Source organism: Clostridium akagii DSM 12554 (assembly GCF_000686725.1).
Classification (GTDB): domain Bacteria; phylum Bacillota; class Clostridia; order Clostridiales; family Clostridiaceae; genus Clostridium_I; species Clostridium_I akagii.
Genome location: NZ_JMLK01000014.1, coordinates 38,358 through 60,472 on the forward strand (window position 1 = coordinate 38,358; position 22,115 = coordinate 60,472).

The window sequence follows — 22,115 nt, forward strand, 5'->3', positions numbered from 1 at the left end:
TTTTTGCATTATAGTTAATTTTTATCTAATATACTATCTAAAACAGAGATATATTTTTCTACCATGAATTGTGTAGTAAACTTAGTACTCACTACTTTCTTTGCATTTGTTTTCATTTTTCTTAACTTATTTTTATTGAGATAACATTGCTCTATTATATTCACTAATTTATCGATATCTTTTGAATTATACAAAAATCCGTTATAGCCATCTATTATCATTTCATTTGCTCCACCAATATTAGACATTATCATTGGTACACCCATTGCTAGCTGTTCAAGGGCTGCTAATGAAAAAGTTTCAACAGATTTTGATGATAACACTCCAATATCTGAAATTAAACTATACATTCTTACATCCTTTTGTAAGCCTTCTAAATATATGTATTTCCCCAGCTTGTTTTCTTTGATATATTTTGCTATATTTCCCTTTTCAATGCCATCCCCTACTAATATTAATTTAATATTAGTATAATTTCTGTCTATAAGCTTTTTTATTGCACAAAGAAGCTCTAAATGGTTTTTCTCTGGCCTAAACATTGCGCAAAACAAGATAACAAAATTTTTATCACTAACACAAAATCTTAATCTCAATTGTTCTAAGTTATAATCTTTAAACAGTTCTGGATTAAAAAAACTATTGTCTATTCCATTGTGAATAACAATACTATTTTCATTTGATATTTTATATTTCTTAACCCAATAATTTTTTTGATTAAGTGAGACAAAGATTCTATAATCCATTTTATTTATTATTTTTTTATAATAAATGTTTTTAATCTTATCTTTCATTGTAGGTAAAACAGTTGTATGATTTATCCATATCCTTATTATATTTGTCTTTAATGTAGCAAAATAACCATATAAACATGAATAAGAACTCACGGTAAATAGAATATTTATTTTCTCTTCACTAATAAGTAACTTCAACTTTTTTATACCATTAAAATCCAAATATTTTTTTACTCCAATGTTATAAGTTTTTATTTTGCTTGATAGAGCATCATCTAAGTGGCTTCCATCTTTAAGTATATATAGGGTAATATCAAAATCCCTATTTGCTAAATTATTTATTAATTCCACTGTTTGTTTCTCTGCGCCACCTGTGGTAATCTTATTGATAATAAAACCTAATTTCACTTAATAATCACCTCCCATATTTCAATTTTTATAACAAATCTAGCCTGCTGAATTTTTAATTATTAATTACCCATAGATTCAAAAAATTTGTTATAACCTTCTACTAATGCTTTACTTGTGTGTTCCCAGCTAAGTTCATTAACAATTCTTTTTCTTCCATAACAACCCATTTGCTTTCTTACATCTTCATTTTCTAAAAGATAATCTATTTTTTTAGCCATATCTATAGCATCATTTTGTTTAGCATATAACGATGCCTTCTCAGCAGAGTATTTACCTTCCCTTAAATCGAATTGGACAATAGGCTTTCCTAGTGCCATATACTCCAATATCTTATTCATCGTTGATTTATCGTTCATTTCGTTATATTCATCTGTATTTACGCACACATCTGCAGTATTTAGATAATCAAGCATAGTTTCATCTGAAACTCTTCCTGTAAATTCAACAATATCATCCAATCCCATTTTAGTTGCCTTTTTTTTGATGGTTTCTAAATGAGGTCCACCTCCTACAACTCCATAAAAAATGTCCTCTCTTTTCTTATCTTCTCTTAAATATTTAGCAGCTTCTAATAAATATTCTAACCCCTCTTGCTGACCAATTACCCCAAGATATCCAATCATATATTTTTTTCCTCTTTTAATCTCAGGTTTTGGAAGATTAATTTTTAATCTTTCAAGGTTTGGTCCGCTTCTAAGTATATGCACCTTCTTAGCATCCATTTTTCCTCTTTCCATAGCTATTTTTTTATAAGATCTATTGGTAGCATATGCCATATCACAATTTTTATAGGTCTGTTTTTCAAAATAGCATAATACTTTATAGAAAATTCCCCTTTTATTAAATTTAGCTATATACAATTCAGGGCACAAATCATGATGATCAAATACGTATTTAACTCCATATTTTTTAAATTTTTTTGCTATAAAATAAATATTATCTGGGGGATTACAACCTTGTATAACATCAAAACCTATATCCTTATATACCTTTTTTGCCAGTCTAAGCTGTTCTTTGTAGGATACATAATACTCATTTAGATAACCTATTGCACCATTACCTTCTACTGGCAAACAATATCTATATATATTAACTCCTTGAATTAATTCGTAATCCTTCTCATAGCCTTTACCTTTAGGACAAATCACCGATACAACATAATTATTATTTACAAGGGTTGTTGCTTCTTGCCATACTCTTGTATCAAAGGGAACTGGTAAATTTTCAACTATAATTAATATTTTATTCATGCCTTTAGTACCTCCCTAGCGTAATCTGAGCTATATTACACTTTTTTGTAATATCAACGTTTTCTCTGATTATTTTTGCTGGTATTCCTGCCACAATACAGTTATCAGGTACATCTTTTATTACTACTGCATTTGCACCAATAATTACATCATTACCTATTTTTACATCACCTAATACTTTTGCTCCTGTTCCAACAAATACTCTATCACCTAATACTGGCAGTTTTTCTATATTGGAACGTCCGCCAATTGTTACGCAAGACTCAATTACACAATTTTGGCCTATAGCTGCTTTTTTGTGTATTACAACGCCTATTCCTCCATATGCAATAACAGTGCCTTTACCAATATGGGTTTGATAATGAATATGACAGTTATTAATTAAATATATTAATCTGTAAAAAATTTTAGGTAGTAGTGGTATTTTGTTTCTATATAGATAGTTAGCTATTCTATACATTTTAATAGCTGTCACTTTAAGCTCCCCCTACCAGCACAAGCCATCATATTCTGCAATATTTTTTTCTGCTTCATCCATCCTAACTAAATCAATAATAATCTTATCCTCTAATTCACTATTTCCACATTCTGAATAACTTTCGTGAGAACCTGAAGCATAATTAACAGCCACTAGCTTTTCCTCCATTAAAACATCTTTTATTTCTTTTTCTTTATTAGTAATTACAAGTACATCACTATTTTCTATAACATACTTAATATCATCTGTTATTAAATTTTGAAGATGTGGTATCTTTTTTTCGATATATTCCTTGTTCGTTCCAGTAAGGTTAGAAATGAACACGTTTTTATCAAAAATTTTAATGTCATAACCTTTACCAATTAATCGCTCAACTACATCAACAATGGGACTTTCTCTTAAATCATCTGTACCTTCTTTAAAACTAAATCCAAGTATACCTATTTTCTTTTTATTCTTACTTATTATAATGTCTAGTACTTTTTGTTTTTGAAGCTCATTACTCCTGGCAATTGAACTAATAACAGGAACATCTAAATAGTTATCTCTTGCTAAAGTGTTTAGTGCTCTTAAATCCTTTGGAAGGCAAGAACCACCATATGCAAATCCCGGTTTCATATAATATGATGATAGGTTTAACTTTTTATCCATGCACAATATTTCCATAACTTTATAACTATCAACATTTAATACTTTGCATATATTCCCAACTTCATTTGAAAATGTGACTTTAAGTGCATGAAAGGTATTATTTACATATTTCATAAATTCCGCAACATTTAAATCGGTTTTAATTACTGGAGCCTCAAGACCTTTATACATTTTTTCTACAATATTTAAGGCTGCTTCACTTTCAGAACCTATCAGTGTAAAGGATGGATTCATATAATCCCTTACCGCGGTACCTTCTCTCAAAAACTCTGGATTAGAAACCATTCCAAAAGCAATATTCTTTTGTTTTCCAGATACATCTTCAATAATTTTGGCTACTACATTGTCTGTGCCAGGCAAAATTGTACTTCGTATTACTATTACATGAAATGTGTATTTATTCTTTATTGCTAGTCCTATATCTTTAGCTACTTTATATATATATTCCAAATTTAGATGTCCAGTTTTAGAACTTGGTGTTCCAACGCATATTATGGATACATCAGTGTTTAATACTGCTTTTTTTGAGTCCGTTGTGGCTTCAAGCTTTCCAGATTTTTGAGCACTCTCAATAAGCTCATCAATGTTATTTTCAATTATCGTTGCTCTTCCACTATTAATTAAAGCAACCTTTGTTTCACTTACGTCTACTCCTATAACCTGATGCCCAAGCCTCGCAAGACATCCCGCACTTACACACCCTACATAGCCTAATCCAAAAATACTAATTTTCATTTTAACCCTCCTCAATACCTATTTCAGTACTCCCCATAGAACTTTTAGCAACACATTTTTTATCATTAAAATCAATAGTTCTTTCTACATTATCTAGATTTATCAGCACTAAATATCTAGAATTACTATGAATATTGCAACTATACTCTACACTAGTAGAAGTATGCTTTTCATTTAAATAATAAGACTCCCAGCCGTTAAACTCATTATTTTCACCTTTATACATTTTCCATGGTACTTGTGGATAAATGCTCATATTTAAATTTTCTCCACCATTTGTTATAAGTAATCTAGATTCTTTGCTGGCCACTTTACAATTTTCATTAAAATGAAAATTCCACTTTATATTATTTTCATTTTTATTACTCTGCAAAAAACTATCCTGAATAATTAAAAATTCATCCTTTTTAAAGTATAATTTTCGTCTATGCTCTACCCCATATTTTAAATATCCATTGTGACTAGCAGATATAATTTTCACATCATTTATATATTTATTTTCCAAAAGTTTTCCCTGTGCTTTTTTTAACCAAAGAAAGTTACCTCCATACCTTGATTGATCTTGGTTATTTATTTCAACAGTATTATGTGCTTTTGTACTCTTAAAATAATGCCTCCATTTCGCATCAGTATGGTAACAGTAATTACCTGTATCTACAAAAATAGGCTTATTGTTTTTATACAACAAAATACTTAGGCAATCTGCATGTCCATGAGCTGCAATGGACCCTTGCCCTAGCATGCCAAAATCAAAAATAATTTGGTTTTCCCTGTCAAATAGTGCAGCATAACCACCCTCCGCATAAACTTTGTCTACAAGATGAATTTTTTTATTTTCTAATCTTTGGTATATATTAATGCCTTTCTTAGCAAAAAGTATTGTATTTCTTAAATCAAAATCACTACAAAAACTTCTAAAATAAGAGCTATTAAACATTATTGCCCCACTAATAATTATAGAATTATAAAAATCATAATTTTTATTAAAATCGAATTTAAATAAAATACCTTCGTCTCTATCCCCTATATTTGGTGCAAGACAATTATTATTTTTCATTACAACTAAAAAATCAATCATCTTTTTTAAATGTTCTAAATATCTTTGTTCTATATTTATATTTTCAATTTGTAAAATTCTAAAAAAACCAATATAAAAATCCGTAACTGCTGCATGATACCAAAATGCTTGTTCTTTATTTACACCATCACTATAATTTTGCACGCACATTTGTTTAAATAACTCTTCTTTTGATTTCTTTTGCCACATGTTAATTTTTTTATCATTAATATTAAAAATTAAAGACGCAGAAAAAAGTCCTAGCATTTCACCTAGCAAATGATTATTAGCAGAAGAATATAATGATAGGTTTTCACTTATAAATTGTGCATTTAAAAAAATATATTCTTCCCATTTTTTCAATAATGATTTATCTCTAATATGGCTTTCAACTAAATAATAACTTATTATCCAAGAAAAGTTTCTAAAAGCACATTCCAGAGAGCTTGTCCAGTTAATGCCCATTTTATATGGATTGTGTGCAATCCAACTGGCTATTTCCTCCTGAATTTCATTTAGAATTTCTATTTTACCTGTTGTTTTGTATGCAAGAGCTAGTAAAGGCATGTGCTGAAATCTATTTATTTCCCATATATATTTTATGTCACCTATAATTTTTTCATCTCTATAATTAATTCTGGTCCATAGTTTTTTATTTATCCCTAAATTTTCTTTATGATTTTTTTTATCAGAAGACCAATTTATAATTTCACCATAGTCTAGTACTTCATTAAAAATAATAAATTTATGTTGCATTATGTCCTCTACAAAATGCTGATCTACTTTCACAAATTCCAATACTTCATCAAAGTACCCTTTAAGCTTTTTGTTTAAACAAACTTTAGGTATTTCCATTTTTATTTTATTAGAATCACCTAGTTTTTTTATACCATTTTTAGCTCTGTGAATTACTTCCCCAAAACTCATAACTATAAATCTTCTAAAATACCATTTAATCTTTCCCAATATTATCCCAGCCTTATAATTTTTCTATTTTGAAATAACATTTTTGTAAACTTGCATCAATGTGCATTTTTATCTCCAAATAAGAGGAAAAATGTCTTAAATATAAGCTTAAAATCAATAAATGTATTTCTTTCTTCAATGTACTTTAAATCAAGTTTCATCCATTTCTCGAATCCAATTTTATTTCTTCCCATAACCTGCCAATAACATGTTAGTCCTGGTTTTGCTAAAAGCTTTAACCTTTGATTTTCATCAAATTCATCTACTTCACGTGGTAAATTTGGTCTTGGTCCTACTAAAGACATTTCTCCTTTTAAAATATTAAATAGTTGTGGTAACTCATCAATGCTAGTCCTCCTTATGAATTTTCCTAGCTTTGTTATTCTAGGGTCTTCCCTAATTTTAAACATTGGTCCTGTCATTTCATTGCAATCCCTTAGTTTCTCTTGTAATTCTTCCGCATTAACAATCATTGATCTGAATTTATACATCTTGAACAGCTTTCCGTCTTTGCCTACACGCTGCTGAGAAAATATTACGCCTCCCCTAGAACCTTTTTTTATTAAAATTGAAACTATTATAAAAACAGGAATCATTATTATTATTCCAAAAATCGAAAAAAATATATCTGTGAACCTTTTTATAAAATGATAGAGCAAACTTTTTTTATACTTATCATCAATATATTTTCTTTCCATGGTTTCTTCACTTGGATGTAAATTTTCCAATTAGAACCCCTCCCATATTGTTCATTTGGCATCTTTTGGAATTATATTACAATTATATTACATTATTTGGATATTTACAATAATTTTTGTAAATATCTAACAAAAACAATAGACTGTATGAAAAATGATTGAAATCATTTTTCATACAGCCTATTTGATTTAATACTATATTATTGTCATATTTACACTTTAACTCTTATTTTTTCTCCTATTAAAAAACAAATATCCTGCTAAATAATAAAAACCCATGCCTATAAGTGATCCAAGAAAATCTATAAGTACATCCCTTACACTGGAAGTTCTTCCTGGTACATATAATTGATGAAATTCATCTAATACTGCATATAAAAGGCAGATAAACATAATATAGATAACTGCTCCTCTTCCCTTTAACCCAAATTGGGCTAATATGAGACATACAACAATAGCTAACATGCAGTACTCAAAAGCATGAGCATTTTTTCTTATAATTAAATTTAACTTTTCTTCTCTTGCACTTGCTGGTAATTGGTTATACTCAAGCTTTTCTTCTCCATCAAGCTGCCTGTACTCCGCTCTAATTTTATTTAAAATACTGTAACTTTTTTCATTGGATACATCACCAGGTTTTGTAGAATTATAAAATATAAATCCAAAACATAGTATACATAACACAACTATAATTACTTTTTTCATAAAAACCTCCAAAGCATGTCCTAATTATTTTTTAAATAAAAAAGAGAACATACCTTTTTTTGCTACAAATTTTTTCATAGTAACATGAATTTCATTATTGTTCAATACATTTTCTGCATTTTCCTCAACTGATTTATACACATCAGGATACTGCTTTTTAATTTCCTTCATAGTAGTTCCAAGGTTTGGGCACCTTTTACCTGTAGAGTGTGCATCTGAGGCAATAAAATTGCATATCCCGTTCTCTAAAAGCTTATCTGCTGTTTCTTTAACCTGCCTACCCATAAGTCCTAAAATGCTAGAAGTATTAAGTTGAAACAGACATCCTTCTTCAATAAATCTATTTATTCCTGTTAAATCACTGGATATATAAAGATATCGTTCAGGATGAGCTATTATTGGCTTCACCCCTAATAGCTTTAGTTCATAAATAATGTCAAGTGCATCAGATGGAAGCACATCCATTGGAAACTCTATTAAAAGATACTTAGAATCATTTAAGCCATGAATAGTTCCATCCTTATAAAGATCTAAAGTATACTTGTCCACGAAAATTTCTTGTCCTGGATATAACTTAACATTAATACCATTTGAAGTAGCTTGTGAATTAAGATTTTTTACATGAATTAAAACATCTTTAAAAACATTTTCGTAACGACCTCTATAAAAATGAGGAGTTACAATAATTATATCTGTTTTATCTTTTTCAGCAATTTCAAGCATTTCAAGGCTCATGGTAAGATCCTTTGAACCATCATCAATGCCTGGAAGTACATGACAATGCATATCTATCATTATTTACCCTTCTTTGCAGTTTTACTTTTACCTTCTCCATAATAGTAATGATAATATCCGTAATTTTTTCCATTACCAATTTCTGCTTTGTTTAATACAACTCCAATTATGTTGGCTTTTACGTTTTCTAACAATTCTTTTGCTTTTTGTGCTGCTGCAACCTCTGCTTGTCCTGCTGCAACTACTAAAAGAACTCCTCCAACCATAGTGGATAGTAGCTGTGCATCTGTAACAGCCACAACTGGTGGTGTGTCTAAAATTATAAAATCAAAATTACCTTTTGCTTCCTCTAAAAATATCTTCATCTTTTTTGATGAAAGCATTTCCGAAGGATTGGGCGGTATTGTTCCTGAAGTTAAAAGATATAAATTTTCTGTATACCTTTGAGCCACATCTGCAAATTTAAATTGACCAATCAAAAGATTAGAAATACCTTTATTGTTAGAAATATTAAACTTTTTATGTAAAGATGGTTTTCTAAGGTCAGCATCTATAAGAAGAACTTTTTTGCCGGTTTCCGCCATTGATAAAGCCAGATTAGCAGCTGTAGTAGATTTACCTTCTCCTGGTCCTGAACTTGTAACTAAAATTGTATTTAAATCCTCATCAAAATTAGAAAATTGTATATTTGTTCTAAGTGTTCTATATGCTTCCGATATAGGTGACTTAGGATTATCTTGAACTATTAACATTTGTATCCCCCTTACACTTCATCCTGCATCGGAATTGTTCCAAGCACTGGTAGATCTAAATATTTTTTTATATCTTCTGGTGTTTTAATGGTACTGTCCATAAATTCTAATAGGAATGACAAACCTACTGAAACAAATATGCCTAAAATAAATACTACGGCTATATTAAGCTTTTTATTTGGTTTTATAGGAGCCTTGGGAAGTTCACCAGCATCCATAATTTTTATTTCTCCAGCATTATAAACCTCATTTGCATTTTTAACAAATGAATTCGAAAGAGCTGTAACATCATTTAAAGCTTCATCTGCAGTATTTGCATCTGCTGTTATATCAATAATTTGAGTGCCATCTTCTGGCGTGACTGTAATCATTTTAGATAGTTTTATAGCAGTCATACCATTACCAATTTTTTCTGCGGCTTTGCCTTCAATAAAACTAGAAGTAGCAATTGTAGAATAGGTTTTTGTTAAATTTTGATACATCATAACATCATTGTACTGCTGGCTAGAATTTGTTGTAGCATCACTCTTACTGCCAACAATAACAGTTGCCATAGATTCATATACAGGCGACATAATAAAAAAGTTCACTATCCCTGCAATAATTGTAAACACCAAAGTAATTACAATTATTATTGATTTTCTTTTTGCTAATACATAATACATTTGACTTATATCAATATTAGTTGCTTCATTCATAAATTCATCCTCCGTTTTTAATTCCATATAATAGGTATTATAACCCTTTTTCCTCACATTTCATACTATTTTTATTTTTAAAACAAATTATCATTTATATAAATATATTATATTGTGCATAAAATGAATTGTTTTCTATGAAAATTTCTAATGATTTATAGATAAAATGTAATATTCGTTTTATTGGTACCTTACGCCTTATACTGATAAGCCAAATAATACTTCTTTATACTTACTTATAGATTTTGATTTTGTTAAATTATTCTCTAAATACCTTCTCCCATTTACACCTTTTTCTCTTCTCTCATCACTTTTCATATTTATTATATAGCTTACAGCTTTATAAATTTCTTCATAGTTTTCCGGTTCAACTACTAAACCACAATCACTTCTTTCAATTAAATTTGATGCCTCACTACCACTTTCAACTATACCTAATATGTATTTAGCGACTGCCATTACCCCATATATTTTAGATGGTACCGATACCCCTTTTATGCCTCTTTTATTTGTTACAAGATGCACATCTGCTGCGTTCAGTGAATATACTAAATCCTCTTTATTTTGAAATGGTATGAATATTACATTATCTATTTTGTTATTAATTACATATTTTTCTATTTCTGACTTTTTAACTCCATCTCCAACAAAGGTGAAAACTATATCTTTTCTATATCTAAACTTATCAAAAACTTTTACAATATTTTCCAAATCATAATATAATCCAATATTACCAGAGTACATAAAAACTAATTTATTTTTCAAATTGTACTTCTTTTTAAACTCTAAAACCTTATCACAACTTAAGGGATAAACGCTCTTTTCATCAATCCAATTGTTTACAACTGATATTTTGTTATCAACTATTATTTTACGTTTTTTTATTGTATCTAACATATCACTACCTACTACTATAATATTATCAGCGTTATTACAAGTTCTTATATCAATTTTTCTTAAAAGATAAATAAGTAACTTACTTTTAATGTACCCAACAGCTTGAATTTGTTCTGGATTAAAATCTTGAATATTATATATAAGCTTAGCTTTGTGAAATTTTTTTGCATATAGTCCTAATAAACCACCTAAAATAGGAGGTTGCGATATAGTAAATATAATATTTTGCTTTTCTAATTTTTTTATAGCATTTTTGCATGAAAAATAATATTCTATAACATGTTTTATTCTACTAATTTTATTTTTCTTATCGAAGTATTTAGTTTTAACTCTATACATATTAATGTTTTGGAATTTTTCATAGTTTATATCACTTTGATACTTGTCCTTTTGTAAAGATGGGACTGAAGCTATAACACTTATATTAAAATAATCCTGAAGTTCCAGACATAATTCTGTCAATAATTGACCTGTTGATGCTATATCTGGATAAAAATAATCGCACACTATAAGTAAGTTATCCATTTTATCACTCCCTATTTATATATATTTTTCAAAATTATTATACAAATCAAGATATTTTTTCATGAAAATATCTTCAGTGTAATTATTTAAAAATTTATTGTATCCATTTTCCGATATTACTTTGGCAAATTTGGGATTAATTAATAATTTAAGGATTCCTTCTTTTAACGAATTTTTATCACCTATATTGACTAATATGCCACAATTTTTATCTAATTGCTCCGAAATTCCACCAACATTAAAACCTATAACAGGTATCTTATTCATAAAAGCTTCCAATACAGTCGTTGGAAAATTATCAGCTATTGATGATATGATAAAAACATCTGATAAATTATAAATATCATATAGAGAAAGCTTGTCGCTAATATATCCAAGTTGGATAAAATTATTTTTTTTCGCTTCGATATTTTTACCTACAGAAACAAATACAACTTCTTCTTCAAATTCATTCATTATATCCAATATATATCTTATACCTTTTCTTTTATCCTTTAAACTATCTGCTACAAAAAGAATTATTTTTTTATCCGTTGGAAGTTTGTATTTTATTCTTAAATTATTTTTAGTTTCATTCCTATTAAAATTTTTGATACCATTACTAATACTTATTACATTATATTCTTTCATAAACGAATGTTTAACTTCATTTTTCAACCAGATAGACGGAGTAACTATTATCGTTTTGTCTTTTTTTAACTTATTAAAATGATGATTTTTTTCTATCCACAACCTTTTAGATTTATCAATGTACGATTTAGGATATTCATTCAAATGTTCACATGAATAACATCCTTTTATCCATTTATTACAATCGAATGGAAAGGCACATCTGCCTGTCATTGACCATTGATCATGTAAAGTCCAAATTACTTTTTTATCTTGTTTAACTATTATATTAATTAATGCACCATAATTAATATAATAGCCATGAAGATTATGTATATGAATAATATCAGCTTCAATAATTAGTTTTTCTAATATATACAGATTATTAATAGATTTACTACTTCCTAAAAACCTGTGAGCGGATGCTGAAATATTCACATGAAAATTATTAATAATTTTAAAACAATTTTCATCTTTTTTTATTCCTCTGCCAAAAGCAAATATTGATTTATTAGTTGTATATTTGTTTATATATTTGTGAATATTATATGCAATTGTTGCAGCTCCACCTTTATCACATCTCGTATTTATATGTAAAATTTTCATCGTCTCATCCTCAAACTTTTTTTTACATTTTGTAAAAATTTTAAAGTTGCAAATAAAATTTCATTATTTATACTATTATATAATAAATAGTCTCTAATTTTTCTATCGGATAGCCTTATATCAAACTGTGAAATTTCAATTTTATATTTTTTAAATAAATAAGAATAAGGTTTTTTTCTATTTTTTAAATTTAATATATGTTTAATTATAGCTATTGGTATTCTATATTGATCTATCAGAGTTATAATTTCTTCATGTTTATAGCCACTAACTAACCAATTCATCATCCATGTTTTTAATCTATTGAAAACATGAATTTCCTCAATATGGTTTTCAATATTATTAGAAAGAGATGCATTATGCATATTATAAATAGCTAAATACTCTTTTATACATGAAACTTCTGCAATTGAACAAACTTTTATAAAGAACTCTAGATCTTCCGCAAAACTACAATTTTCTTCAAAAAATATATTGTTGTCTATTAACAATTTTTTTTCTACAATCCAAGTAATTGTTTCAGCATTTACGGTATATTTTATGATATTTTTTAATATTAACCCTTCTTCGAATTTATTTTCTATTTTCATGTCGTTATCTACAAATTTCTTTAATGTTCCGCAATAATTTACTCTTGTATTTGTTTCAATCATCCTTTTTATCTGCTTTTCCAATTTTAGCTTATCCCATTCATCATCACTGTCTAAAAATGCTATATAATCACCATTAGAAACTTTTATCCCATAATTTCTAGATGAAGAAACGCCACCGTTTTCTTTATAATAGTATTTCAAATTTATATTTAAATTCTTTTTCATATCATCAATTAACTGTTTAGTATTATCAGTGCTACCATCATCAACAATAATCAATTCCCAATTTTTATATGATTGATTATTAACTGATAATATACTATTCCTAAGAAATATTTCTCTATTATATGTAGGTATAATAACAGAAACCATATACTTATGCAATTTACATCACCCGCTTTCCACATTCAACAATATAACTATATATATTTTTTAATTTTATTTGAATAAATGCTAATTTACCAAAACTTTTCAATGTAATTTCTTCATACTCTGCCAATAGAGTTCTTAAATTCTCAAAGGAAGAACTTACACCATCATCATCGTATTTACTAATAATAATACTTATGTAATGAAATTTTTTATTATTAATATAACAATTAACCAACCATTCGTAGTCAGCAGCAATTTTATATTTCAAATTGAATTTACCTAATTGATAAAACAACTCCCTTTTACATATTAATGCTTGATGACATATCATTTTTTTACGTATTAAATTTATATTTTCTTCAAATATATTATTGTTTATCACCTTTTTATATGATGTATTTTTATTGTATATAGTTATATTTCCGAAAATAACATCATTAATATTATTACAATAATTACTTATTTCTTCTAAAACGTAATCATCATTTAATAAATCTCCAGCATTCAAAAATATTATGTAATCTCCTGTTGTAATACTTATTCCTTTGTTCATAGCATCATAAATTCCATTATCATTTTCAGATATATAATTTATCCTTTTGTCATTTTCACAAAACTTTTTAATTATTTCCAGTGTTCCATCTTTCGAAATACCATCAACTATTACATACTCAAAATCATTATATGTTTGATTAATAACAGATTGTATAGTTGCTTCTATATTATCTTTACAGTTAAATGTTACAGTTACTATGCTTATTTTTTGATTCATTATCATTTACCTCATATAGAGTTTCAGTAATGTAATATATTGTTAAGAATACAAATAAAACTCTTCCTTCAAAAAAATTTGTAAAAATTCCTCCAGCTATAAAAGCAATTATATATGATTTAATAATTATGTTTTTACTATGTGATATCATTCTAAATAAATATACAACAAATGCCATCAGTCCTACTATTCCAAATGTTATAATAACATATATAAATGTATTATCAACATATACCAAATTGAAATCAATAGTGCTATTACTATAATTTAATGCTGTACCTGTATTGTAAAATCCTTTACCAATGAAAAATTCTTTTAAACTAATATTACTTATTATATTGCTAAAAACCTGTAAAAATCTTATTTTTGTACTTGCTGATGATAAATAATCAGTATTAGTAATTGATAAAAAGTAAAATGGGATTATAAATATTAATATGACTATATATTTATAAATATTTTTTTTATTTTTAAAAAATTCATACATGAACACAATAAAATACATAAGAATAGCTGTTCTGCTAGTGCTATTCAAAATATTTATAATACACATAATATGTAATGAATAATAAGCAAATTTGTTTCTAACAAATTTTTTCCCTATAGTACACATAATAAATGCGAGAAAAAAATTATAGATTCCAAATAAAACATAATTTCCCGTTATAGATGGCGTTCTAAGAAAATTACCTAACTTTGATATTTTAACACCTGTTACCGTATCTATACCAAAAAATATTCTTCCAGTATAAAATTGTGCCGCCCATTCGAATCCTTTTATTTGCTGAAAAATTGCCAAAATAAAACCTGCTATGATTGTAACTATAGTGAATACTATAATTTTTTTTATTAACTTTTGATATTGATCATAATTAAATTTAATTGTAATATTATAAAAAATAAAAATCAAAAATGGTAATATATTATCTCTTACAGCATACAAAAACTGATACTTATTAATATGTTGATTTAAATTTATTAAACCAATCAAAACTCCAATTACAATTATTAATATACTTATACCTTGTATATATACTTTTTTTGACTTATTAAGTATTATAAAAAATATACTTATTAATATAAGTATGATAAAAATTATATCAGGTAACATTTTAGCAGCAACAGTTTTATTGAAATATTTAATTATTAATCCATTATAAAAAATTAATATTAAATAAAATATTACAAGATTACTCCATACTTTTTTTAACATTTTTTTCTCCTCATATTAACTTTTTTCTGTTAATTTGTAAAAAACATTTTTATCTCTATATCCTATAATTTGGGCTGGATTTCCTCCAACTATAGCACACTGAGGAACATTCTTTGTAACTACTGATCCCATACCAACTATAGCACCTTGCCCGATCTTAACCCCTGGGGCTATATTAACATTAATACCAATCCACACATAGTTTTCTATTGTAACACCCTTTTCAATGTATGTTTCATCATAGGGCATAGCTTTATCTGATTTGAAGTTATGATTTGAAGTGTAAATTGAGCATTTAGGAGCTATATGTACATGATCCCCTATTAATAATCCACCGCTACCATCAAAAAAAAAGCCTCCACCAATATGAGTATCATTTCCTATTTGAATCTTTTCTGGAGCATTTATCCATGGGAAAATGCCATCATAAATGATAAATTTACTTTTTGTACCAAATTTACCGATCTTTTTTATTATTTTGTAATGCTTGACTTTAATTAATAATCTCATCACTCTTTTCTGCCCCCTCTGCAATATTATTTATTATTTTATTTAACTCATTTATGCTATTAGGCATCATTATTCTATTATCAGTTTCTTTTATAAGCCAAGATACTATTTTATCTTTTTCTTTATCATCCATAAAATCATATAATTTTATGGTAGAAATAACATTTTTAACTTCATTTTTTATAGCGTATATCAAAGCTATAGACATAACTCCAATAACAGTGTCAATATTACCATCATTTATCATAAATTCGATTGGTATAAAATTCTCAATTATTTTATCTTTTCCATATATTTCATAATAAATATTGTTAAATATTGGATGAGGTTTAATATATATCTGATTGCTCATTACCATAGAAATCTGGTTATATATATTGGTTGAATTCAATACATAATCAAGTTTTCTACAATAGTTACATTTCGATAAATCAGTTTCCAAAATTATAATAGAATTTTCAGGAAAATTACATTTAATTAATTCAACTTTTTCTTTCTTATATTCTATTTTTTTAATTACACTATTTTTAATAATAGATAAATACCCACCTAAAAATTTAATATCATATGGAGTAGTAATATATAGTTTATTATATAATTTATATATTAAACTTTTAAATGAAATACTTTTTTTAGAATTAATTTCAGGATCGAAATTTACATATCTTATTTCATTTTTATTTCTTATTCTATAATACAAATCAAACACTTCTAGGCATTCATTTTTATTAAATATATAAATTATTTCATTTTTGATATTATATATATTTTTTTTATAAAACTTTTTCATAAACAAAAAATTCATTAAAATTTCATATGGATTTCTTGTATATACTAATTGATAATCATAATAAATTATATCAATTTCTTTTATTCCCATATAGTTTAAAAATTTTATAATATTCGTATTATTATATACTACTATCTTAATATTACATCCGTCTATATCCTTATATTTAAAATATAAACCTAATGAATATAATAAACTTGAATAAGATAATATAACTATTTTCATTTTTACACCTTATTTAAAACTTTCAACAAAAATTGTTTAGTTTTAATTCTTTCTTTTTTATTAATTGAAATATAATAAAGCAAACAAATAATTATAATTGTTAAGCATATCTTTATAATAATTGTTAGCCAACTTATATTTAACTTGATCATTGAAAAAACAACTAATGTATTTATCGATAAATATATTATAATAGTAGATATTGGCATATTTATTTTATATATTTTTAAATTAATTATATATACACAAGTAAATAATACAATATAAGTAATTAAATTAACAACAGCCGCTGCATAAATGCCATATATCGGAACAAATATCAAATTTAGCATGACGTTTATTATAGCTGCCAATCCAGTCGATATTGGAAGAAAATAAGTTTTTCTCGAATAAAACAATGAATTTACGATCATAAAATATAATCCATTAAAAAAATAGGATATAAATATGAACGGCATAATATAATATGCATTTAAATATGTTTTTGGAGCCAATAATGTTGCAATTTCTTTGGAAAATAGACTTAAAATCAATGCAAATATACCTACAGCAAAAATATAATACCTATTAATGTTATTAAAAATTTGTTTAGCCACTTCTTTTTTATCATTTGCAGTTTTCATAAATATTGGTGACCATGCTTGATTTATTGCACTCACAATTACTAACATTATAGTTCCAATTTTATAACCAAACGAATAAATCCCCAAACTATTGGTATCAACATAATTATTTATAATGATCCTATCTACAAAAGTTATACACCAACCAGCCATTGCGTGAGGAATAACAGGTATTCCAACTCTCAATAAATTTTTCATTTTGCTAAAATCTATATGTAAACAATATATGTTTTTTGATAATGTAGCAGCAATAATGAAAAACATTATTGATACTACTAACTGGGATATTATTATGCCTTCCGCACCTTTTTTTAGAAATACAACAAAAATTATATTAAGTACTGTTGAAATTAAAAATTGGAAAATACTAAAAAGGCCATATTGTTTGGATTTTTCCTTATATTGTAATATGGACATTGGAAATTGTATAAACACAGTAAATCCACTAGACAAGAAAGATATGTTCAAGTAAAATTTAGGTACATTCTTTATAAAACCATGTGGTGACATGTTATTTGTAGCTACTAATGTTCCTATTATAATCAATGAAAATACCATAATAACATTTATGATTGTACTAAAATATTCTTTTATTTCATCAGTACTCTTTGAACTATAATAATAAACGCTAAATGCGGCATTTAACCCTAAGGCTAAGAACATACTTAACAAATTACTTGTCGTATTCATTAAATCAACAATACCATAATCTGAAGGAGTTAAATAACGAGTATATATAGGTATTAATATAAACGAACCAATACCTGTAATTATCGTTGCAACCCCATAATTCATTATATGTTTCAAAAAGTTTCTTACAAATTTAGTCATATTATAACCTGATTAATGAACAAATTAATTTTATCTCATCTTCAGTTAAATCTACAGAGCTTGGCAAATTAATTCCTTTAATTGAAATTTCGTTTGTTATACTCATATCACCATGCTTACATTCTTTATACGGAGGCATCAAATGCACTGGTTGAAAAAATGGTCTACACTGCACGCCATTTGCTTGGAGTTTTTCCATCATTTCATCACGAGAAATACCATATTCATCCTCTACTAAAATGGAATATAGCCAAAAACAATTTTTTACATATTCTTTCTCTATAGATGTCGTTATTCCTTTAACATTTTTTAAAAGTTCATTATACAATTTAGCATGTGCTCTTTTATCATTAACGTATTCTTTTATGTTTTCAAGCTGTGCAACACCCATCGCTGCAAGCATATTTGGCATCCTAAAATTATACCCCACCTCTTCATGATAAAAAGCACCATTATCAAGGACGGTTTTAGTTTGAGTTGAAAGATATTTGGCTCGATTACCCCATTCATCATTATCAGTTATTAGCATTCCACCTGCACCTGTGGTTATAAGTTTGTTTCCGTTAAAGCTAAAACACCCCATATCTCCAATAGTCCCAACCTTTTTACCTTTATACTCTGAACCAAGTGCTTCTGTGGCATCTTCAATAACATATAAATTATATTTTTTAGCAATATTCATTACTTTATCCATATCAACAGGATGTCCATAAATATGTACTGGTAATATTGCTTTTGTTTTAGGAGTTATCATTTCCTCTATTTTGTTTGTATCCATTACAAAGGTATCTCTACATACATCAACAAATACTGGTTCAGCACCTACATATTTTATGGTATTTACTGGTGATATAAATGTCATTGATGAGATAATTACTTCATCACCTACACCTATATCTAATGTTCTAAGTGCTAATTCAAGTGCAGCTGTTCCGTTCATAGTAACAACTGCACTTTTAGCATCTACATATTCTGCAAACTTTTCTTCAAACAAATCAACATATTTTCCTACAGAAGAAACCCAATTAGTATCAAAACATTCTTTAACATATTTCCATTCATTACCTGACATTTTTGGTATACATAATGGTATCATAAAAAATTCCTCCCCGGTTAATTAGACATTATAAATATCTGTCTTAAAATACTGCATGTTATTTTTTATCCATTCTACAGTTTCTTTTAACCCTTCATCAATACTATACTGCGGTGACCATTCAGTCAATTCTTTAATCTTCATATTATCAGCCCATAATCTGTTTACTTCACTATTTTCTGGTCTTAATCTTTGTTCATCGCAAACTATTTTAACATCTTTTCCTATAATATTAATAATTTTCTTAACAGTATCTTCTATAGAAATTTCATAGTTAGATCCAGAATTTATTACTTCACCAATTGTTCTATCACTTTCGGCTATTTTGATAAAGGCTTCTGATGTGTCCTTTACATAATTAAAATCCCTTGTTGGTGTTAAGCTTCCAAGCTTAATTTCCTTTTTCCCTGATAAAATCTGTGATATTACTGTTGGTATAACTGCCCTTGCAGATTGCCTTGGTCCATATGTATTAAATGGTCTTATAGTTGCTATAGGTGTATTAAAACTTTTGTAGAAACTTTCAGCAATTTTATCTGCACCTATTTTTGAAGCTGAATATGGTGATTGTCCTTGCATAGGATGCTTTTCATCAATTGGTACATAAAGTGCCGTACCATATGTTTCTGATGTTGATGTGTGTACTATTTTTTGAACATCGTATTCTCTACAAGCTTCAAGCACATTTGTTGTTCCTTCAACATTAGTTCTTACATATGCCATAGGTGACAAATATGAATATGGAATGGCTATAAGTGCCGCTAAATGGAAAACTACATCCTGTCCTTTTATAATTCTTTTCATTCCATCATATTCTCTAATATCACCTGTTACAACATGTATACTTTCTTTAACTTGTTTATCAAAAGTATCTATCCATCCCCAATTATTAAATGAATTATATTGAACAAGCGCAGTTACTTCTGCCCCAAGTTCCACAAGTTTTTCTGTAAGATGACTTCCTATAAACCCTTCTGAGCCTGTAACTAAAACTTTTTTACCTTTTAAGTTCATTGTGTCACTTCCTTTTGAAATTTTAATTTTAGACTATCTAATTTTATATTGTAATAACATATTAGCTTTCTTACCATTTTTCTCTTCCCAATTACTTATTAGGTAATTATATATTTCTTTGTTGTGTACTCTTTTACCTATGTAAAAATCAGAATACTGTTTTGAAAAACTACTTTTAAATTTAAAAAGATTGTCATCAATATTATCTGTAAGTCCTCCACCAAAATGCATCTTTTTATACCCTTTTGCTTGTGCATACTTTATTGCTTCCCATAGTAAAAGATTATTTGGTGCAAATTTCAAGTATTCTTTTAAACTTCCAGCTAAATGATAGTGAAAATAATCTCCATATTCTATAAATATAGCTGAAGCAATTACTTCATTTTCTTTTTTAACATTTAATAAAATATAATTATTACTTTTTTCAATTTTATCATAATAATTATCATTAAAATAATAATAATTATTAGCATCTACTTTATCCATAGTAGTACCATATATGTTTTTAAATGTTTCAAAATCATTACTTTCTTCCACCGAAAGTCCATTTTTCTCAGCTTTTCTTATCATATTTCTATTTTTACTTTTTATATCTTCATTCCAAATTTTTTCTATACCTTTTGTTAAATCAAGCCAAACTGTAATTCTATTATGTAACACTTCAATATTTTTACTAAATATATTTTCATTCTTTATTAAAGGATGAAATCTTATAAACTCAGCAACAATATTGCTTTTTTTACAATAATCTTTAAAACATTTTTCAAAATCTTTTATAAAATTTTCTTCAACACAATTTGTAATAGGACCACCATATCCATAAGCCGTTTCAATGTCATAATACCTACCATCTAAATTATATCCTAATACTTCATTTTTCATAAAAGGATATAATGCTAGATTTCCATTGTTATCGTAGTAAACAAACAAACTACCTATTCCATCACCATTTAATTCATACATTTTGTAGTATTCACTTGTGTAATAAATATCTTGAATGAATTCAGGAAGTTTATTTAAATATCTATTCCACTCTTCGTCACCACAATTTAATAATTTATACATCACTAGAACTCCTCTTGTTGTTTTGTTCTATATATATACTTTCTCATAGTAAGACATTTGTCATACCCCTCATAAAATGTTTCTTTTGTTTCTTGTAGTCTTATAAAATTATTGTTTAGAACACATTTTATTGAATGTTCATTAAATTCTGCTATCCACGCAATAATCTCCTCAATATATTGAAACTCTTTTTCTATTAAAAGAATACATTGTCTTACAATTAATGTACCAGTGCCTTTGTTTTCATCTTTTTCACTAACAGCATACCCTATTTCTACGTTTTTTCCTTTAATATCAAGGTGAATATATCCAACGCATATATTGTTATATTCAACTAAATATATTAGTTTTTTATTTTCCTCATTAATATTTTTTGACCATTCTTTTAGGATGGAATATTCTGGTTGCTTAGAGTGTCCCGTATACAATATATTTTTATTTTCACATCTTAATTTATAATAAAAATAAAAATTATTATTATTCATCTTTTGTAGGCTTATTTCCATA

At 27.0% G+C, this 22,115-nt stretch carries 22 protein-coding genes; all 22 read right to left on the reverse strand.

Annotation, left to right across the window (positions count from 1 at the left end; translation table 11 throughout):
* Positions 1-14 precede the first annotated feature (14 nt).
* Positions 15-1,139, reverse strand: coding sequence for a glycosyltransferase (locus BR66_RS0108485; protein WP_026882538.1), 1,125 nt, complete (start codon positions 1,137-1,139; stop codon positions 15-17).
* Between the two features lie 62 nt (positions 1,140-1,201).
* Positions 1,202-2,392, reverse strand: coding sequence for a glycosyltransferase family 4 protein (locus BR66_RS0108490; RefSeq protein WP_026882539.1), 1,191 nt, complete (start codon positions 2,390-2,392; stop codon positions 1,202-1,204).
* A gap of 4 nt (positions 2,393-2,396) precedes the next feature.
* The gene (locus tag BR66_RS23450; protein ID WP_156946261.1) at positions 2,397-2,867 is read right to left on the reverse strand and encodes a serine O-acetyltransferase; all 471 of its coding nucleotides are present in this window, start codon (positions 2,865-2,867) and stop codon (positions 2,397-2,399) included.
* A gap of 12 nt (positions 2,868-2,879) precedes the next feature.
* The gene (locus tag BR66_RS0108500; RefSeq protein WP_026882540.1) at positions 2,880-4,256 is read right to left on the reverse strand and encodes a nucleotide sugar dehydrogenase; all 1,377 of its coding nucleotides are present in this window, start codon (positions 4,254-4,256) and stop codon (positions 2,880-2,882) included.
* A gap of 1 nt (position 4,257) precedes the next feature.
* Positions 4,258-6,279 carry an alginate lyase family protein gene (locus BR66_RS0108505; protein WP_156946262.1) on the reverse strand — a complete coding sequence of 674 codons (2,022 nt, stop codon included), beginning with the start codon at positions 6,277-6,279 and terminating at the stop codon, positions 4,258-4,260.
* Positions 6,280-6,335: 56 nt separating this feature from the next.
* On the reverse strand, positions 6,336-6,977 hold the full coding sequence (locus tag BR66_RS0108510; RefSeq protein ID WP_156946268.1) for a sugar transferase: 642 nt from the start codon (positions 6,975-6,977) through the stop codon (positions 6,336-6,338).
* Between the two features lie 219 nt (positions 6,978-7,196).
* Complete coding sequence (locus BR66_RS0108515; protein WP_026882543.1) at positions 7,197-7,682, reverse strand: VanZ family protein; 486 nt, start codon at positions 7,680-7,682, stop codon at positions 7,197-7,199.
* 24 nt (positions 7,683-7,706) lie between these two features.
* Positions 7,707-8,477, reverse strand: coding sequence for a tyrosine-protein phosphatase (locus BR66_RS0108520; RefSeq protein ID WP_026882544.1), 771 nt, complete (start codon positions 8,475-8,477; stop codon positions 7,707-7,709).
* The gene (locus BR66_RS0108525) at positions 8,477-9,169 is read right to left on the reverse strand and encodes a CpsD/CapB family tyrosine-protein kinase (RefSeq protein WP_026882545.1); all 693 of its coding nucleotides are present in this window, start codon (positions 9,167-9,169) and stop codon (positions 8,477-8,479) included. The genes BR66_RS0108520 and BR66_RS0108525 overlap by 1 nt, the downstream gene beginning before the upstream one ends.
* 11 nt (positions 9,170-9,180) lie before the next feature.
* The gene (locus tag BR66_RS0108530; RefSeq protein WP_026882546.1) at positions 9,181-9,867 is read right to left on the reverse strand and encodes a YveK family protein; all 687 of its coding nucleotides are present in this window, start codon (positions 9,865-9,867) and stop codon (positions 9,181-9,183) included.
* Between the two features lie 198 nt (positions 9,868-10,065).
* Positions 10,066-11,289 carry a glycosyltransferase family 4 protein gene (locus BR66_RS0108535; protein WP_026882547.1) on the reverse strand — a complete coding sequence of 408 codons (1,224 nt, stop codon included), beginning with the start codon at positions 11,287-11,289 and terminating at the stop codon, positions 10,066-10,068.
* A gap of 15 nt (positions 11,290-11,304) precedes the next feature.
* The gene (locus tag BR66_RS0108540; protein ID WP_026882548.1) at positions 11,305-12,504 is read right to left on the reverse strand and encodes a glycosyltransferase; all 1,200 of its coding nucleotides are present in this window, start codon (positions 12,502-12,504) and stop codon (positions 11,305-11,307) included.
* Positions 12,501-13,481 (reverse strand): glycosyltransferase family 2 protein, encoded by a 981-nt coding sequence (locus BR66_RS23455; RefSeq protein WP_051624153.1) that lies wholly within the window; start codon positions 13,479-13,481, stop codon positions 12,501-12,503. The genes BR66_RS0108540 and BR66_RS23455 overlap by 4 nt, the downstream gene beginning before the upstream one ends.
* A gap of 1 nt (position 13,482) precedes the next feature.
* Positions 13,483-14,241: a glycosyltransferase family 2 protein gene (locus BR66_RS0108550; RefSeq protein ID WP_051624154.1), complete on the reverse strand. Its 759-nt coding sequence runs from the start codon at positions 14,239-14,241 to the stop codon at positions 13,483-13,485.
* The gene (locus BR66_RS0108555) at positions 14,204-15,454 is read right to left on the reverse strand and encodes a hypothetical protein (protein ID WP_026882550.1); all 1,251 of its coding nucleotides are present in this window, start codon (positions 15,452-15,454) and stop codon (positions 14,204-14,206) included. The genes BR66_RS0108550 and BR66_RS0108555 overlap by 38 nt, the downstream gene beginning before the upstream one ends.
* Before the next feature lie 15 nt (positions 15,455-15,469).
* Positions 15,470-15,964 (reverse strand): acyltransferase, encoded by a 495-nt coding sequence (locus tag BR66_RS23460; protein ID WP_035795835.1) that lies wholly within the window; start codon positions 15,962-15,964, stop codon positions 15,470-15,472.
* Entirely contained in the window at positions 15,948-16,979 is a 1,032-nt protein-coding gene (locus BR66_RS0108565) for a polysialyltransferase family glycosyltransferase (protein WP_026882551.1), read from the reverse strand. The genes BR66_RS23460 and BR66_RS0108565 overlap by 17 nt, the downstream gene beginning before the upstream one ends.
* 2 nt (positions 16,980-16,981) lie before the next feature.
* Positions 16,982-18,433, reverse strand: a complete 1,452-nt coding sequence (locus tag BR66_RS0108570; protein WP_026882552.1) for a lipopolysaccharide biosynthesis protein — start codon at positions 18,431-18,433, stop codon at positions 16,982-16,984.
* Position 18,434: 1 nt separating this feature from the next.
* Entirely contained in the window at positions 18,435-19,529 is a 1,095-nt protein-coding gene (locus BR66_RS0108575) for a LegC family aminotransferase (RefSeq protein ID WP_026882553.1), read from the reverse strand.
* A gap of 21 nt (positions 19,530-19,550) precedes the next feature.
* The gene (locus tag BR66_RS0108580; RefSeq protein WP_026882554.1) at positions 19,551-20,543 is read right to left on the reverse strand and encodes an NAD-dependent 4,6-dehydratase LegB; all 993 of its coding nucleotides are present in this window, start codon (positions 20,541-20,543) and stop codon (positions 19,551-19,553) included.
* Positions 20,544-20,576: 33 nt separating this feature from the next.
* Entirely contained in the window at positions 20,577-21,608 is a 1,032-nt protein-coding gene (locus BR66_RS0108585) for a lipid II:glycine glycyltransferase FemX (RefSeq protein WP_026882555.1), read from the reverse strand.
* Between the two features lie 2 nt (positions 21,609-21,610).
* A complete protein-coding gene (locus BR66_RS0108590; protein ID WP_026882556.1) occupies positions 21,611-22,114 on the reverse strand; it encodes a GNAT family N-acetyltransferase in 504 nt (167 codons plus the stop codon).
* Position 22,115 lies beyond the last annotated feature (1 nt).

What these genes read in the sequence shown, in the direction of transcription:
- BR66_RS0108490 (WP_026882539.1), bottom strand. Translation starts at nt 2,392, where the DNA reads ATGAATAAAATATTAATTATAGTTGAAAATTTACCAGTTCCCTTTGAT.
- BR66_RS0108500 (WP_026882540.1), bottom strand. Translation starts at nt 4,256, where the DNA reads ATGAAAATTAGTATTTTTGGATTAGGCTATGTAGGGTGTGTAAGTGCG.
- BR66_RS0108510 (WP_156946268.1), bottom strand. Translation starts at nt 6,977, where the DNA reads ATGGAAAGAAAATATATTGATGATAAGTATAAAAAAAGTTTGCTCTAT.
- BR66_RS0108515 (WP_026882543.1), bottom strand. Translation starts at nt 7,682, where the DNA reads ATGAAAAAAGTAATTATAGTTGTGTTATGTATACTATGTTTTGGATTT.
- BR66_RS0108520 (WP_026882544.1), bottom strand. Translation starts at nt 8,477, where the DNA reads ATGATAGATATGCATTGTCATGTACTTCCAGGCATTGATGATGGTTCA.
- BR66_RS0108525 (WP_026882545.1), bottom strand. Translation starts at nt 9,169, where the DNA reads ATGTTAATAGTTCAAGATAATCCTAAGTCACCTATATCGGAAGCATAT.
- BR66_RS0108530 (WP_026882546.1), bottom strand. Translation starts at nt 9,867, where the DNA reads ATGAATGAAGCAACTAATATTGATATAAGTCAAATGTATTATGTATTA.
- BR66_RS0108535 (WP_026882547.1), bottom strand. Translation starts at nt 11,289, where the DNA reads ATGGATAACTTACTTATAGTGTGCGATTATTTTTATCCAGATATAGCA.
- BR66_RS0108540 (WP_026882548.1), bottom strand. Translation starts at nt 12,504, where the DNA reads ATGAAAATTTTACATATAAATACGAGATGTGATAAAGGTGGAGCTGCA.
- BR66_RS0108550 (WP_051624154.1), bottom strand. Translation starts at nt 14,241, where the DNA reads ATGAATCAAAAAATAAGCATAGTAACTGTAACATTTAACTGTAAAGAT.
- BR66_RS0108555 (WP_026882550.1), bottom strand. Translation starts at nt 15,454, where the DNA reads ATGTTAAAAAAAGTATGGAGTAATCTTGTAATATTTTATTTAATATTA.
- BR66_RS23460 (WP_035795835.1), bottom strand. Translation starts at nt 15,964, where the DNA reads ATGAGATTATTAATTAAAGTCAAGCATTACAAAATAATAAAAAAGATC.
- BR66_RS0108565 (WP_026882551.1), bottom strand. Translation starts at nt 16,979, where the DNA reads ATGAAAATAGTTATATTATCTTATTCAAGTTTATTATATTCATTAGGT.
- BR66_RS0108570 (WP_026882552.1), bottom strand. Translation starts at nt 18,433, where the DNA reads ATGACTAAATTTGTAAGAAACTTTTTGAAACATATAATGAATTATGGG.
- BR66_RS0108575 (WP_026882553.1), bottom strand. Translation starts at nt 19,529, where the DNA reads ATGATACCATTATGTATACCAAAAATGTCAGGTAATGAATGGAAATAT.
- BR66_RS0108580 (WP_026882554.1), bottom strand. Translation starts at nt 20,543, where the DNA reads ATGAACTTAAAAGGTAAAAAAGTTTTAGTTACAGGCTCAGAAGGGTTT.
- BR66_RS0108585 (WP_026882555.1), bottom strand. Translation starts at nt 21,608, where the DNA reads ATGTATAAATTATTAAATTGTGGTGACGAAGAGTGGAATAGATATTTA.
- BR66_RS0108590 (WP_026882556.1), bottom strand. Translation starts at nt 22,114, where the DNA reads ATGGAAATAAGCCTACAAAAGATGAATAATAATAATTTTTATTTTTAT.